The sequence below is a fragment of the Bacteroides sp. CACC 737 genome (assembly GCF_013874375.1).
GTDB classification, from domain to species: Bacteria; Bacteroidota; Bacteroidia; order Bacteroidales; family Bacteroidaceae; genus Bacteroides; species Bacteroides uniformis.
Map to the genome: position 1 here is coordinate 448,560 of NZ_CP059408.1, position 16,227 is coordinate 464,786.

Genomic DNA, 16,227 nt, shown 5'->3' on the forward strand with positions numbered 1-16,227 from the left:
CAAATAGAGGCTGCATCCAGTTCGGGAACAGCCTCTATTTTCTATTTAGTAATTAAGGAATTACTCTGTAACTTCAGCGCCCCAGTTTTCTTTGGAAAGACGCTTGTAGCTGTTGTAGCGCCATTTAGCGTTTTCTTCGGCGGCCTTGAACAGCTCTTCGGCTTCCTGCGGATATTGCTTCATTACGGATGCGTAACGAACTTCACCCTTCAGGAAGTCTTGGAATCCGCTCCAATCCGGTTCCTTGCTATCCAGCGTGAACGGATTCTTGCCTTCGGCTTCCAAAGCCGGGTTGTAACGCCACAAGTGCCAGTAACCGCACTTAACGGCCTTTTCCTCTTCTGCCTGGCTCTTGCCCATGCCTGCCTTCAGACCGTGATTGATACACGGAGCGTAAGCGATGATGAGTGACGGGCCGGGATATGCTTCTGCCTCGCGGATAGCCTTCAAGGTTTGAGCCTGGTCGGCACCCATAGCGATTTGAGCAACATATACATAACCGTAAGTAGTAGCCATCAGACCGAGGTCTTTCTTACGTACGCGTTTACCGGCAGCGGCAAACTTGGCGATGGCGCCTACCGGAGTAGCCTTGGAAGACTGACCACCTGTATTGGAGTAAACCTCAGTATCCAGTACGAGGATGTTGACGTCCTTACCGCTTGCAATTACATGGTCGAGACCACCGTAACCGATGTCGTAAGAGGCACCGTCACCACCGATAATCCACTGGCTGCGTTTAACCAGGTATTGAGACAGACCGGCGATAGTCTTGCAGCTGTCGCATTTGTCTTTGGCTGCTTCTACCATCGGGATGATCTTTTCGGCCAGTTCCTTGGTCTTGTCTGCATCGTACATGTTTTCAATCCAAGCCTGGAATACTTCTTTGTATTCAGCCGGAGTTCCTTCTGCTGCGATGGCATCTTCCATAGCCTTCACGATACGTGCGCGCATCTTTTCGTTGGCAAGCTCCATACCCAAACCGAATTCGCAGAAGTCCTCGAACAATGAGTTTGCCCAAGCAGGACCGTGACCCTTTTCGTTCTTAGTATAAGGAGTAGAAGGTACTGAACCGGAGTAGATGGAAGAACATCCTGTTGCGTTGGCTACCATTTCGCGGTCACCGAACAACTGGGAAATCAGTTTAACGTACGGAGTTTCACCACAACCGGAGCAAGCGCCTGAGAACTCGAACAACGGAGTAGCGAACTGGGAGTTCTTCACGTTGGCCTTGATGTCAACCAAGTGTTGTTTGCTTTTCACGTTTTCAGCACAGTAGGTCCAGTTAGCAGCTTCCGGCAATTGGCTTTCGAGGTGTTTCATAGTCAGAGCCTTGCCACCCTTCTTCGGGTTGCCCGGACAAACATCGGCACAGTTGCCGCAACCCAGACAGTCGAGAACGTCTACTTGAATACGGAATGTCATACCGTCGAATGCTTTACCTACAGCCTTCAGTTGAGTGAAGTTGGCACCCTTCTGCTCTTCAGCATCGAGTACGAACGGACGGATGGAAGCGTGAGGACAAACGTATGCACACTTGTTACACTGGATACAGTTTTCAGCGTTCCATTCGGGAACGAATGCAGCTACACCACGTTTCTCATATTTGGCAGTACCTTGTTCCCAAGTACCGTCTTCAATACCCTTGAATGCAGATACCGGCAATAAGTCACCGTCTTGTGCGTTGATAGGACGAACCACTTCGTTGATGAATGCAGGATCGTTGTTTTCAGCCTTGGCGTCGTCTGCCAAATTGGCCCAAGCCGGGTCAACGGTCAGTTGCTTGTATTCGCCGCCACGGTCAACTGCTGCGTAGTTCTTGTTGACAACGTCTTCACCCTTCTTGCCGTAAGACTTAACGATGAACTTCTTCATCTGTTCTACAGCCAGGTCAACCGGAATAACGCCGGTGATACGGAAGAATGCGGATTGCAGGATGGTGTTGGTACGGTTGCCCAAACCGATTTCTTGTGCAATCTGAGTAGCATTGATATAGTAAACAGTGATATTGTTCTGTGCAAAGTACTTCTTCACCTTGTTAGGCAGGTTCTTGGCCAGCTCTTCGCCTTCCCAGATGGTGTTCAGCAAGAAAGAGCCGTTCTTACGCAAGCCGCGGGTTACGTCGTACATGTGCAGGTAAGCCTGAACGTGGCAAGCCACGAAGTTAGGCGTGTTTACCAGGTATGTAGAGCGGATAGGAGTATCACCGAAACGCAGGTGTGAGCAGGTGAAACCGCCTGATTTCTTGGAGTCGTAAGAGAAATAAGCCTGGCAGTGCTTGTCGGTATTGTCACCGATAATCTTCACAGAGTTCTTGTTGGCACCTACTGTACCGTCAGCGCCCAAACCGTAGAATTTGGCTTCGAACATGCCTTCGCCGCCCAATGCGATTTCTTCTTCCTGGGGCAGAGAAGTGAAGGTAACGTCATCTACGATACCGATAGTGAAGTGGTTCTTCGGCATCGGCATAGCCAGGTTCTTGTAAACGGCGAGGATTTGCGCGGGAGTAGTGTCCTTGGATCCCAAACCGTAACGGCCGCCTACGATAACCGGAGCATTCTCTGCACCGTAGAAGCAGTCTTTTACGTCGAGGTACAACGGTTCGCCGTTAGCACCCGGTTCTTTCGTACGGTCCAGTACGGCAATCTTCTTGGCTGTCTTGGGAACGGCGGCAAGGAAGTGCTTGGCAGAGAACGGACGATACAAGTGGACGGCAACCAAACCTACCTTTTCGCCATTGGCAACGAGGTGGTCGATAGCTTCGCGGGCAGCTTCTGTTACAGAACCCATGGCGATGATAACGCGTTCTGCATCTTCTGCACCATAGTAATCGAACAAACCGTACTTGCGGCCTGTGATTTTGGAAATCTCGTTCATGTATTCCTCAACGATAGCCGGAACTGCTTCATAGTAGTTGTTGCAAGATTCACGGTGTTGGAAGAAGTGGTCAGGATTTTCGGCCATACCACGGGCAACCGGGTTCATCGGGTTCAATGCACGTGCGCGGAATTCAGCCAAAGCTTCCTGGTCGATAAGCGGAGCGAGGTCTTCGTTCTCCAGCATTTCAATCTTCTGGATTTCGTGAGAAGTACGGAAACCGTCGAAGAAGTTGACAAACGGAACACGGCTCTTGATAGTAGCCAAGTGAGCTACACCGGCCAAGTCCATAACTTCCTGTACAGAGCCTTCGGCCAACATGGCAAAACCGGTCTGACGGGTAGACATTACGTCCTGGTGGTCACCGAAGATACACAGTGCATGGCTTGCCAATGTACGTGCTGATACGTGGAATACACAAGGCAGGAATTCACCGGCAATCTTGTACATGTTAGGGATCATCAGCAACAGACCTTGTGAAGCTGTGTAAGTGGTAGTCAGCGCACCAGCTTGCAGAGAGCCGTGAACGGCACCTGCAGCACCGCCTTCTGACTGCATTTCCTGTACCAATACTGTTTCGCCGAAGATGTTCTTGCGACCTGCGGCAGCCCATTCGTCTACGTATTCAGCCATCGTAGAAGAGGGGGTGATGGGGTAGATGGCAGCTACTTCGGAGAACATATACGAGATATGTGCAGCAGCCTGGTTACCATCACAAGTAATGAATTTCTTCTGTTTAGTCATAACTAAATTGAATTATTTATTTAAGTGAAAAAATCTCTCTCTTAATACAAGAAACCGAATAACCAGAGAGGTATTTGGTTGCCTCGGCCTATTTCCGCCTTATGCAGTACATAAGTAACTCCCGGATTATTCTTTATCTTTGTTCCTTCCGGACAAATCTTGAAAGGCATCACCTCATCTACCATGAATGAGATGTTCTTGTCGCCCTTGTTCACTTTGTGGTCCTTCCACATTGTGTTGGCAAAGAAAGTGTCCAATACGTCTTGTTCTTCCACCTTGACGGGATAGATGGAATACATCAGATTTGAATTGTGCATCATTATCTTCGACGGCTTCTTGGGGAATTCTTCTCCCTTAGGATAGACCATATTGATGAGCCGTGCGTCTGCCAGATATTTGATGTAATTCATTACTGTGGCGCGGGAGGTCTGTATGTCGTTTGCCAGTTGGCTGACATTCGGCGCTTTCGGCCCGTCCACGGCCAACAAATATAGTAATTTCTTTATCTTCGAAAGGTATTTCAGCTCAATTTGTTTGATAAGCAGGATGTCTACTTCCACCATCATGTTCATCGTCTTGAGCAGATTCTCCGAAAAGTTACGCTTTTCAAGGAAGAATGGGTAGAAGCCGTGGTGCATATAGTCTTGCATGTAGTCCAATGGACGTACTTTGGAGAGGATGCCTTTGGCTATCTGTTCGTGGTTGCTCAGAATTTCTTCCAGCGGATAGGCATGGAACTTCATGCCCGTCTGCAAGTTCAGGTATTCGCGAAAGGAGAAGCCGCGCAGGTTGTAGCTTTTCACAATGTCGCGCAACTCCAGATTCTCTTCTTTCAGGCGCATTACGGAGGAACCGGTGAATACGATTTTCAAGTTGGGGAAACGGTCGTAGCATATGCGCAGCTCCTTGCTCCACTCCGGGTATTTGAATACTTGGTCTATCAACAGCACTTTTCCTCCGCGGCGCTGGAATTCGGCGGCGAACTCCACGATGCCATGTCCGGAGAAGTAGAAGTTGTTCATGTTGATGAAGAGGCAGGAGCGGTCTGTGCCGAATTTCTCTTTGGCATATTGCAGCAAGAAAGTAGTCTTACCTACGCCTCTTGTGCCTTTGATACCGATAAGACGGTCATTCCAGTCTATTTCGTCCATTAGGTCGCGGCGTACGGGGGCATTGGTATGCTCTACGAGATAAGCGTGTGTACGGTAAAATGCTTCCATGCTTTAAATTCGGTTTATCGGGCGACAAATATACGGCTTTTTTATAGATTTGCAAAGTAGAGATGGCAAAATATTATATAACTTTGCACTCTCATACAAAACGTGAGTAATTGGTTAACATTTGAAAGATGAAACTTTATGTGTTCAATCCTGATGCAGATATGGCATTGGGAAATAATGAAGAAAATTATATGGCGCCCGCTACCATCCGCCGTATGGCTGAAGACCTGGCTTTGTTACCGATTTGGTATGCCCGGCCGGGTAGTGGGGTACTGGCCCCTTCCGCCTATAATGCAGATTATCTGAAACAGATGCAACAGTTGTTCCGGCTGGATGTACATTTGGTGACAGAGCCGGAGCTGCCCGATTATGCTGATGTGCGGGTAATGCCTTGGGGATGGAATCCCGCTATCCGTAAACGGATGTTGAAAGGCGGTGTTCTGGAAAGGAATCTTCCTACGCCGGATGCTTTGGATAAATATCGTATGAAGGCTGCCCGTAGTAACGCTTTGGCTTTTCGTGCACTTTTCTATTCCAATAAAATAGATTATACTTGTGGTGACGGTTGTTGCTTGGTGGAGGCTGATGGTGGAACTACGGCTATCTCTCTGGATATTATTGGTCGTTACAAAGAGGGATGTGTGTTTAAATCACTTTGGTCGGGAAGTGGGAAGGGATTGTGTTGGTGCCGTCATGGCTTTACGAAAAATGTTTCCGATTGGTGTAGTAGGGCGCTGAAAGAAAATGGAGGTTTTGTGATGGAGCCTATATTTGATAAGGTGGAAGATTTTGCCATGGAATTTTATTCGGATGGCCGGGGAAAGCTTCTTTTTGTCGGCTATTCCCGTTTTGTTACGGATGACAAGGGGGCTTATCGTGGTAATATCCTTACTTCAGATGGGCAAGTGGAGGAATGGATTCAGCAATATGTGCCCTTTGAAGCATTTGTGCGCATACGCAATATGATGCAGAAGGCATTGGAAACGGGTTATGCTACATCTTATACGGGTTTTTTGGGTGTGGACATGATGGTCTGCCGTCAGAAGGAAGGGCATCCGTATGCCATCAACCCCCATGTCGAAATAAATCTACGGATGAATATGGGAATCGTTTCCCATGTGCTTAGTGATCATTTCATTGTCCCCGGTGGGGAGGGACGTTTCTCCATCGATTGCTTTCCGACCCATGAAGCTTTGATGGAGCGGCATGAGCAGGATGCGCAAAGTTATCCGCTGGTGGTGAAGGACGGCAGGGTTGTTTCCGGCTATCTGCCTCTGGTTCCGGTCACTCCGAAGAGCCGTTACCGGGCTTTTGTCTGTGTCACTGCTGCTGAATAGCTTCGCTTTCGTTTCCGCAACGGTCTATGGCTGTCACGGCAAAATATTTTCGGGCAGTCCACGGGCGGATGGGGGCATAGGTATATTCCGTGCCTTGTACTCGTTGTGCCAGGATATTCTCCGGATTGGAGGTATCTACGGGATAGGTGTCCGAACCGTAGATTACATACATCGGAGCATTCCGCTTGTCATTATCCGTGGCGGGTTGCCAGCTTAGTTTCCAATAGCCGTTTTCCGGTGTTTCCACCGTGAGTCCGGCGGGAGGTGTAGGAGCTACATTGTCTATCCACGGCATGGCGGGTTGCAGGGCCGGGGCGGTATAGAAGTCTTCTTCCAGCGCATCATAAAGCCCTTGCGTATTGTCCATCAGATACTTCACGCGGTAGTGTGCCTCGCCCGCTAGACCGTGGGCGCGGATAAAGTGCATCTGCCGTTCAATCTCGTCCAGCGTCCAGTTCCCTTCGCTGGGGTCGAGGAAGTAGATGCCCAGACCGGGAATGATTTGGCGTCCGTTACTTTGTTCCTGCCAGTCAAGGGCAAAGGGATAGAAATGATTGCCACGGAAATAGAGCATCGGATAAATCTGGTCCTGGATGCCCTCGCCCAGCCAACCCTGCACGTCCTGATAGACGGTGTGGAAGGCATTCCAGCCACGGGAAGGGTAGCGGGAAGTGTCTTTGTATTTTCCTACCGGACAGGTGCTGACTTTTACCCAGGGTTTCATGGCTTTTACACCTTTATATATATAGCGCACTATTTCCGTCAGGTTGTCTCTGCGCCATTGGGCAAGGCTGCGTCCTTTGCTGTATTTGCGGTAGTCGTAGCTGTCGGGAAAACGGGGGGCGTTTTCCGGATAGCGCAGGTAGTCGAAGTGTACCCCGTCTACATCGTAGCGTTCCACCACTTCGCGGACAAGGCTCATCAGGTACTCTTTGGTTTGCGGATGTCCGGGATTCAAGAAGTATTCGCGTTTGTAGGGTACGCAGATGGCGCGTTTCTTTTTGGTGACGGACTCTTTACCGAGGGCGGCCACATGCTTGCGGTTGCCCAGAGGAATGGTCACCATCCAGGCATGGCACTCCATGCCGCGCTTGTGGCATTCGGCTATGGCAAAAGCCAGCGGGTCGTAGCCGGGGTCGCCGCCTACCTTTCCGGTCAGTATGGAGTTGTAGGGCTCGATGGCCGATTTGTAGAGGACATCTCCCCGTGTACGGGTCTGGAACAGTACGGTGTTGAAGTTGGCGGCTTTCAGTCTGTCCAATATTTCAATCAGTTCGGCCTGCTGCTTGCGGATGCTTTCGGGCGAAGTGGCGCGTGTCTGCGGCCAGTCCAGCCCATAGACGGCGGTTATCCAGGCGGCACGTACTTCATGTTTGGGCGGTTGTGCGGCAAGCGGCAGCAAGATGGCTATATATAGTAAAATGGAAATAATTCGTTTCATTTTTCTCTTTTCTTCTTTATTTCTATCATTTTTCTCGGCGAAGATAAGCAAAACACCCGATTATTTTGTGCTGTTTACTTGGAAACTGTTACATTTGCATAGATTAAAGATATTAACACGCCATGATTACATTTACGCTTTGCCTGCTGGCGTTGATAGCCGGCTATTTTATCTATGGACGCTTTATAGAACGCGTCTTCGGTCCCGATGACCGCAAAACACCTGCCCTTACAAGAGCCGATGGTGTGGATTACATTCCACTGCCTACTTGGAAGATTTTCATGATACAGTTTCTTAATATAGCCGGACTGGGACCTATCTTCGGCGCCATCATGGGAGCCAAGTTCGGCACGGCATCCTATCTGTGGATTGTACTTGGCAGTATCTTTGCCGGTGCAGTGCACGACTATCTTGCCGGTATGCTCTCCTTGCGGCATGACGGGGAAAGCCTGCCGGAAATCATCGGACGTTATTTGGGGTTGACCACTAAGCAGGTGATGCGTGGCTTTACCGTTGTCCTGATGATATTGGTGGGAGCTGTCTTTGTGGCAGGCCCTGCCGGACTGCTTGCCAAGCTGACCCCCGACAGCTTGGATACCACTTTCTGGATTATTGTAGTATTTGCTTATTATATTCTGGCTACCTTGTTGCCAGTAGATAAGATTATCGGCAAGATATATCCGTTGTTTGCCATAGCCTTGCTGTTTATGGCTGTCGGTATTTTGGTGATGCTCTATGTCAACCATCCCGAGTTGCCTGAAATATGGAACGGCTTGCAGAATACACATCCCAATGCGGCTTTGTTGCCTATCTTCCCTATTATGTTTGTCAGTATAGCTTGTGGTGCAATCAGTGGCTTTCATGCTACTCAAAGCCCTCTCATGGCACGCTGCATGACAAGTGAACGCCACGGACGTCCCGTCTTCTACGGAGCCATGATAACCGAAGGCATTGTAGCTTTGATTTGGGCTGCCGCCGCCACTTACTTTTTCCATCAGAATGGCATGGAAGAGACGAATGCCTCCATTATTGTAGATGCCATTACAAAAGACTGGCTGGGCGCCGTAGGTGGAGTATTGGCTATTCTGGGTGTCATTGCCGCCCCTATTACCAGTGGTGATACGGCTTTCCGTTCGGCACGTCTTATCGTGGCTGATTTCTTGGGAATGGAACAAAAATCCATGCGTAGTCGTTTATATATCTGCATACCGATGTTCCTGGTGGCCATCGGGTTGTTGCTTTACAGCCTGCGCGACAAGGATGGCTTTGATATGATTTGGCGCTATTTTGCTTGGGCCAACCAGACTTTGTCTGTTTTCACCTTGTGGGCAATTACCGTTTATCTGGTGCGTGAGAAAAAAGGGCATTATTTTTATATCACCTATTTTCCCGCATTGTTCATGACGGCTGTATGCACCACTTATATTTGCATTGCTCCCGAAGGACTCGGACTTCAGCCGCAGTATGCGCTGCCGATAGCTCTTTTGGCTGCTGTATTGGCCGGCTTCTGGTTTAATATCTGGTATTTCAAGACGACTAAAAAACTTTGGTAATGAAAAAAATAAAGAAATCTACCGGGCTTACGTTGGCCCTGCTTATTTACGTTTCTGCTACTGCCGCTTATTTCCTTCCCCGCAATACGGAAATCAGCGATACTGAGAAGTATGTCACTGTAGCTGCCTCGTATCTCATTGTATTTGTGTTGTGGCTGGTACTTCGTAAGAAGGAGGCGCTACAACGCAAACGATTCGAAGAAGACAATAAACAACATTGATTATTCACTCAAAAAACAGAACAAGATGAAAAAACTGGCATTATTCGTTTGCTTGCTTGTTGTCACAGTGGCAGCTCAGGCACAGTTTGAAAAAGGTAAGTGGATTTTGAATCCGTCCATCACCGGTTTGGAATTCTCTCATGACACGGGAACCGACAAGACAAGTTTCGGGCTTGAAGCCAAAGGAGGTGCTTTCCTGCTCGACAATGTGGCTTTGCTGGTGCATGCCGGAGCTGCTTGGAATTCCGGAGGGTCTGACCTCGATGTCTATACGTTGGGTGTAGGCGGACGTTATTATTTCGACAAGATTGGCGTGTATCTGGGTGCCGATGTCAATGTAGACCGTTGGGACTGGGGACATGATTTGGATGATACCAAGTTCTCTTTCGGTCTGGAAGCCGGTTATGCTTTTTTCCTGACGCGTACGGTGACCATCGAACCTGCCGCTTACTGGAATATTAACGACGACCGTTCTAAATTCGGCCTGAAGGTAGGTTTCGGATTCTATTTCTAATCTCATTTTGCTACTCCTCCACAGAGTTTGTTTTTGCAAAACATCTGTCATGCTATCACGCGAGGGGGGTATTCGCCTGACTACAAATGGCTTGTCGCGTGATAGATGGGTGTGATAGATAAATATTCTTACAAGTATCTATCACGCCCATTTTCGTTCCCATTCCGATTGTACTGCATACGTCTTTCATTGATGCTATTATCTTAGTTATCAGCTCTTTCTTACTGCAAAGTCCTGCCAACTTTTTGCAATGCCACTGCAAAGGTGTTGCAGCGTCACTGCAAAGGTGTTGCAGCATCACTGCAAAGGTGTTGCAGTATCACTGCAAAAGGAATGCAGTAACTTTGCAGTGGCGATACAGTGCCGATTTAGCCGTTATCTTTCCTTTTCTCATGCCGCTATTGCATGTATTCCTTCTATAGTCTTACGAAATTAGGAGTTTTCTTTTTGATTGTGATTGCAGGAATGAGTATATTTGTATCTGATGCTATGAACTTGAAATACAAAATGCCATGAACAGAGTTTGTTTTCTCCTATTGCTTTGCTGCTTGTCATCTTGCCGAATGAATAAAACGGAACGTGTGGAAACGCTTGAAGATTCCGTAGGTACAGTAAGGATAGGCCAATGGATGGGAGAAAAAATAGTGAGCGATAGCCTCAAGATAGGGATTGCGGATGATGGTGACTGCTTGCAAAGGCAATTGCTTGCCATTCACGAAGAACTAGGAAAAAGATTGAATAATACACCATATATACACATTCAGAGGAATGTGACCGGATATGGGGTGGGGTTGCATTGCATCGATATAGATTTGATGGTGAATACTCCCGAGCGGCGGAAAGAGTTCCGGGAGAAAATAATGGACTCCCCCGTTTTCTGTTTTCATGGTGTAGAAGTCCCCGTCATCAACGAGAGAGTAGGCAGGAATCATATTCGTGGCATCCATATCCGTCCCGAATATCCGGTCTTTTCAACGAAAGCGACTCAGGCGACATTCATCCTCAGCAATCACAGCGGCGGAGATTTGACCTGCGGCGAGCATTACTACCTGACGTTCGAAGACGAAAAAGGTACCTGGCGGGAATTGCAGATAAACGCTGCCTTTTGGGACATCGCCTATGTGCTGCGGGATGGGGAGGAAAGGGTTATGAAAGCCTCCCTTTATCCGGATGTGCATCCCAACAAGCCGGGACGCTACCGTTACTTTTATGAGATAACCATCAGGAGGAAACCTGTCTTGATGATGGCTGAGTTTAGACTGACGGACAATGAGGAAGAATGGAGAACGGCGGAAAAGACATCTCTTCCTCCTTATGTCTCGGATGCAGGGAAGGGCGGGAGCCCACAATTGATAACGGAAGAGCCAATGGAAGAACCGGTCTATAAAGTAGTGGAAGTGATGCCCGAGTTTCCGGGAGGCATGAAAGCCTTGATGGATTTTATTCAAAAGAATGTCCGTTATCCGGAAGAAGCCCATAAGAATGGCATTCAGGGGAGAGTTATTGTCAGCGTGGTGATTGACGAGAATGGTCGTGTGGTGGACCCCGTTATTATGCGCAGCAGGTATCCTGCCTTGGATGAGGAAGCATTACGGATTGTAGGATTGATGCCACAATGGAAGCCGGGGATGCAGCAAGGTAAAGCCGTGAAGGTGGAATTTACTTTTCCGGTTACTTTTAAATTGGAGTAGTGGCACCCGGTAAGATTAAGCACAAAGACACGGAGGCATGGAGTTTTATTCTTTTTCCTTGAATTTAATATCTCTGTGTCTCCGTGCCTCTGTGTTCTATTTAAGGAAGAGAGGGGTGTAATTTCTCTTGCAAGAACTGCCCCGTATAGCTTGCCGCACACTTCGCCACTTCCTCCGGTGTACCGGTAGCTACGATGTTTCCTCCTTTGTCCCCTCCTTCGGGTCCCAGGTCTATCACATGGTCCGCACATTTCACCACATCCAGATTATGTTCGATGATGACAATGCTGTGCCCGCGGCGTATCAGGGCATCGAAGGCTTCGAGCAGTTTCTTGATGTCATGGAAGTGTAGTCCGGTAGTCGGTTCATCGAAGATGAACATGGTCGGGTCCGCTTTCTCCTGGCTGAGGTAGAAGGCGAGTTTCACGCGCTGGTTCTCTCCACCGGAGAGGGTGGAGGAGGCTTGCCCCAGTTTGATATATCCCAAACCTACATCCTGCAAGGGTTGCAGCTTCTTCACAATCTTTTTCTGTCCGTGTTGCGTAAAGAATTCGATGGCTTGGTTTACGGTCATCTCCAGTACGTCGTAGATATTCATGTTGTGGAACTTCACTTCCAGCGTGTCCGCCTTGAAGCGTTTGCCGTGGCAGGATTCGCATTCCAGTACAAGGTCTGCCATGAATTGCATCTCCACAGTGATGGTGCCTTCACCCTTGCACTCCTCGCAACGGCCACCTTCGCTGTTGAAGCTGAAGTATCCGGCACTGTATCCCATCTGCTTGGCAAGTGGCTGGTCTGCCCATAGTTTACGGATTTCGTCGTAGGCCTTGATGTAGGTCACGGGATTGCTTCGCGATGACTTCCCGATAGGATTCTGGTCTACAAACTCTACATTGCGCAGGTTCTGCAAATCTCCTCCGATGGAGGTGAACTCGCCCGGGCGTTCGCTGCATTCGTCCAGCTCGCGTTTCAGGGCGCGGTAGAAGATGTCGCGCACCAGCGTACTCTTGCCCGAACCGCTGACACCGGTCACCACGGTCATTACATTCAGCGGGAAGCGTGCCTCCACACCTTTCAGGTTGTTTTCGCGGGCCCCCTTTATTTCTATATAGTTGTTCCACGGGCGACGGTGTTCCGGCAGTGGGATTGTCTCTTCCCCCAGCAGATAGCGCACGGTATAACTGTCACTGTTTTTCTGAAGGTCTTTCATGTCTCCCTGATAGACCACCTCTCCTCCCAAGCGGCCTGCCCGGGGACCGATGTCGATGATATAGTCGGCAGCACGGATAATCTCTTCATCGTGTTCCACTACCACTACCGTATTGCCCAACTGTTGCAGCTGGCGGAGCACGTGTATCAGTTTGTCCGTATCGCGGCTATGCAGGCCGATACTCGGTTCGTCAAGAATATACAGGCTGCCCACCAGACTACTTCCCAGCGAGGTGGCTAGGTTGATTCGCTGGCTTTCACCGCCGGAGAGCGAGTTGCTGAGGCGGTTCAGCGTGAGGTATCCCAAACCGACATCCAATAGGAACTGGATGCGGCTGTTGATTTCTGTCAGGATGCGGCGGGCTATGTCGGCGTCATGTGGGTCTAGCTGCAGGTTGTCGAAGAAGAGCTTCAACTCAGTGATGGGCAAATCTACCAGTTCGGAGATGTTGCGTCCTCCCACGCGTACGTAGTTTGCTTCGGGTTTCAGGCGGGTGCCGTGACATTTGGGGCAGAGCGTCTTTCCGCGGTAGCGTGCCAGCATCACACGGTATTGTATCTTGTACTGGTTTTCCTGCACCATCTTGAAGAAGGCGTTGATGCCCTCAAAGTAGGGTGTCCCTTCCCACAGCATCCGGCGTTGCTCGTCGGTCAGTTCATAATAGGGAGTGAAGATGGGGAAGTCGGCTTTCTCGGCTCCGTGTATCACCATATCCCTCCATTCGCCCATCTTTTCGCCCCGCCAGCATACTACAGCGCCGTCATAGACGGACAAGGAGCGGTCGGGTATCACGAGATGCTCGTCGATGCCGATGACTTTCCCGAATCCCTCGCATACGGGGCATGCGCCGATGGGAGAGTTGAAGGAGAACATCTGGTCGTTCGGTTCTTCGAAGGTGATGCCGTCTGCTTCGAACTTGGTGCTGAAACGATAGAGGCAGGTACTCCCGTCAGGCTGGTAGAAACGCAGTAGGCAGGCACCGTCTCCTTCGTACATGGCTGTTTCGGCCGAGTCGGTGAGGCGGCTGACGGAATCCTTTTCTGAAAAGGCTGTCATACGGTCAATCAACAGAAAAACTGTGTCTCCGGCTTTCGGCTTGTATTCGTCGATGCGCATCATTTCACCATTCACTTCCAGACGGGTGAAACCTTGCTTCATGTCTATCTCCAGTTGTTGTTGCAGCGTGCGGTCTTCGCGCAGCAATATCGGGGCGAGTACGGTATATCTGGTTCCTTCCGGATATTCCAGCATGCACTTCACGATGTCTTCCGCCGAGTGCTTCTTCACTTCCAGTCCGCTGACCGGGCTGAAGGTTTTCCCTACGCGTGCGTAGAGCAACCGCAGATATTCGTATATTTCGGTGGAGGTGCCAACGGTGGACCGCGGATTGCGGCTGCTTACTTTCTGCTCAATGGCAATGGCAGGTGGAATCCCTTTGATGAAATCGCATTCAGGCTTGCTCATACGTCCCAGAAACTGGCGGGCATAACTGCTCAAGCTCTCCACGTAGCGGCGTTGCCCTTCGGCATATAATGTATCGAAAGCAAGTGAGGATTTTCCGGAACCGGACAGTCCGGTGATGACTACGAGTTTGTTACGGGGAATCTCTACGTCAATGTTCTTGAGGTTATTGACACGGGCCCCTTTTATGATAATCGATGTATTTTCTGCCATATCTGTAGGTTGGTTCGGTGGTTTACAGAATGCAAAGATAATGTTTGCTATCCGAATTGTAACAATCAGGCAAGGCAAAAGTGGATTTATTGGGGAGGAAAGATACCCTTGGTTAAGATTTGTTATACTTTCCGCTTTTTACCGGTATACTTAGGACAAAAGAATTAATTTCGCTTTTTTAATAAAAGCTATTGACCGGAATATGAGAATAAAATCCATTTTATGCCTATGTCTTTTGTCACTGATGGTGGCAGGAGGGGCATTTGCGCAAGTGCAGACCGGGTCTGCCTATCCTAAACGTGAATTTCGTGCAGCATGGATACAGTCAGTAAACGGACAGTTCCGTGGAATGCCGACCGAAAAGCTAAAGCAGAATCTGATCGGGCAGTTGAATTCCTTGCAGAAGGCAGGAATCAACGCCATAATTTTCCAGGTACGTCCCGAAGCGGATGCTCTGTATGCTTCCAGACTGGAACCGTGGAGTCGTTTCCTTACCGGAGTGCAGGGTAAAGCGCCCGAACCTTATTGGGACCCTATGCAGTTTATGATTGATGAATGCCATAAACGTGGCATGGAGTTTCATGCATGGATTAATCCGTATCGCACGAAGACGACCTTGAAGAGTGAGTTGGCTCCCAATCATGTGTACAATATCCATCCGGAATGGTTTGTCACTTATGGCGACCAGTTGTATTTTGACCCGGCACTGCCTGAGAGCCGCCGACACATCTGCATGGTGGTGAGCGACATTGTTTCCCGTTATGATGTGGATGCTATCCATATGGACGATTACTTTTATCCTTATCCCATTAAGGGAAAGGATTTCCCCGACGATGCAAGTTTTGCACGTTTTGGTGGAGGATTCAGCAATAAAGGAGACTGGCGCCGGAGCAACGTGAATGTGCTGATTAAAAAACTGCATGAAACTATCCGTGAAATCAAGCCGTGGGTGAAGTTCGGGATTTCTCCGTTTGGTATTTACCGGAACGAAAGCAGTGACCCGCTTGGCAGTAAGACCAAAGGCCTGCAAAACTACGATGACCTTTATGCAGATGTACTGCTATGGGCCCGTGAAGGTTGGATAGACTATAATATTCCGCAGATTTATTGGCATATAGGACATCCGGTTGCCGACTATGAGACACTGGTGAAGTGGTGGGCTAGGAATACGGAAAACCGTCCCTTGTTTATCGGTCAGTCCGTAATGAATACAGTGCAGAATGCTGACCCCAAGAACCCCTCAATAAATCAGCTTCCCCGCAAGATGGCCTTGCAGCGAGCTTATCAAACCATCGGTGGCAGTTGCCAGTGGCCCGCCAGTGCAGTGATTGAGAATGCGGGCAAGTATCGCGATGCTTTGATTGCCGAATATCATAAATATCCGGCATTGCCTCCCGTTTTCGATTTTATGGATAACGAAGCTCCAGGAAAGGTGCGTAAGATGAAACCGATATGGACGGAAGACGGATATATTCTTTTTTGGACAGCACCCAAGTATAAAGAGGAGATGAATCGTGCTGTCCAGTATGTAGTTTATCGTTTTGATGCCAAAGAGAAAGTGAATATAGACGATCCTTCCCATATTGTAGCCATCACGCGTGATAATTTCTATAAACTTCCTTATGAAGACGGAAAGACAAAGTACCGCTATGTGGTGACAGCCTTGGACCGTCTGCATAATGAATCGAAATCCGTTGGAAAGAAGATTAAACTTTAAAAAGAAAATTAAGGATTAGGGATTAACGTCT

The 16,227-nt window shown here is 49.0% G+C and carries 10 protein-coding genes; 6 read left to right on the forward strand and 4 right to left on the reverse strand.

The features are described from left to right. Positions 1-60: 60 nt before the first annotated feature. Positions 61-3,618, reverse strand: a complete 3,558-nt coding sequence (gene nifJ / locus H1A11_RS01985; RefSeq protein WP_117601443.1) for a pyruvate:ferredoxin (flavodoxin) oxidoreductase — start codon at positions 3,616-3,618, stop codon at positions 61-63. 41 nt (positions 3,619-3,659) lie between these two features. Further along, positions 3,660-4,838 carry an ATP-binding protein gene (locus H1A11_RS01990; protein WP_117965112.1) on the reverse strand — a complete coding sequence of 393 codons (1,179 nt, stop codon included), beginning with the start codon at positions 4,836-4,838 and terminating at the stop codon, positions 3,660-3,662. 128 nt (positions 4,839-4,966) lie between these two features. On the opposite strand from H1A11_RS01990, the gene H1A11_RS01995 reads away from it, so the two are divergent. Beyond that, complete coding sequence (locus H1A11_RS01995; RefSeq protein WP_117601445.1) at positions 4,967-6,175, forward strand: hypothetical protein; 1,209 nt, start codon at positions 4,967-4,969, stop codon at positions 6,173-6,175. On the opposite strand, the gene H1A11_RS02000 is transcribed toward H1A11_RS01995, so the two are convergent. Then, complete coding sequence (locus tag H1A11_RS02000; protein ID WP_227186475.1) at positions 6,159-7,616, reverse strand: glycoside hydrolase family 10 protein; 1,458 nt, start codon at positions 7,614-7,616, stop codon at positions 6,159-6,161. The two genes, H1A11_RS01995 and H1A11_RS02000, sit on opposite strands and share 17 nt — an antisense overlap. Before the next feature lie 122 nt (positions 7,617-7,738). Between H1A11_RS02000 and H1A11_RS02005 the strand changes: the two genes are divergently transcribed. The 4 genes from H1A11_RS02005 to H1A11_RS02020 all read left to right on the forward strand — a co-directional run bounded on the left by H1A11_RS02005 (position 7,739) and on the right by H1A11_RS02020 (position 11,595). Then, on the forward strand, positions 7,739-9,169 hold the full coding sequence (locus tag H1A11_RS02005) for a carbon starvation protein A (protein ID WP_117601447.1): 1,431 nt from the start codon (positions 7,739-7,741) through the stop codon (positions 9,167-9,169). After that, positions 9,169-9,390, forward strand: a complete 222-nt coding sequence (locus H1A11_RS02010; RefSeq protein WP_005826297.1) for a hypothetical protein — start codon at positions 9,169-9,171, stop codon at positions 9,388-9,390. Before H1A11_RS02005 ends, H1A11_RS02010 begins: the two co-directional genes overlap by 1 nt. 25 nt (positions 9,391-9,415) lie before the next feature. Continuing rightward, positions 9,416-9,904 (forward strand): outer membrane beta-barrel protein, encoded by a 489-nt coding sequence (locus tag H1A11_RS02015; protein ID WP_117601448.1) that lies wholly within the window; start codon positions 9,416-9,418, stop codon positions 9,902-9,904. Between the two features lie 512 nt (positions 9,905-10,416). Next, positions 10,417-11,595: an energy transducer TonB gene (locus H1A11_RS02020; protein WP_119961627.1), complete on the forward strand. Its 1,179-nt coding sequence runs from the start codon at positions 10,417-10,419 to the stop codon at positions 11,593-11,595. 100 nt (positions 11,596-11,695) lie between these two features. Here the strand turns inward: H1A11_RS02020 and uvrA are convergent, their stop codons facing one another. Then, positions 11,696-14,479 carry an excinuclease ABC subunit UvrA gene (gene uvrA, locus H1A11_RS02025; RefSeq protein WP_181757648.1) on the reverse strand — a complete coding sequence of 928 codons (2,784 nt, stop codon included), beginning with the start codon at positions 14,477-14,479 and terminating at the stop codon, positions 11,696-11,698. A gap of 202 nt (positions 14,480-14,681) precedes the next feature. On the opposite strand from uvrA, the gene H1A11_RS02030 reads away from it, so the two are divergent. Beyond that, positions 14,682-16,196 (forward strand): glycoside hydrolase family 10 protein, encoded by a 1,515-nt coding sequence (locus tag H1A11_RS02030; protein WP_117965100.1) that lies wholly within the window; start codon positions 14,682-14,684, stop codon positions 16,194-16,196. Positions 16,197-16,227 lie beyond the last annotated feature (31 nt).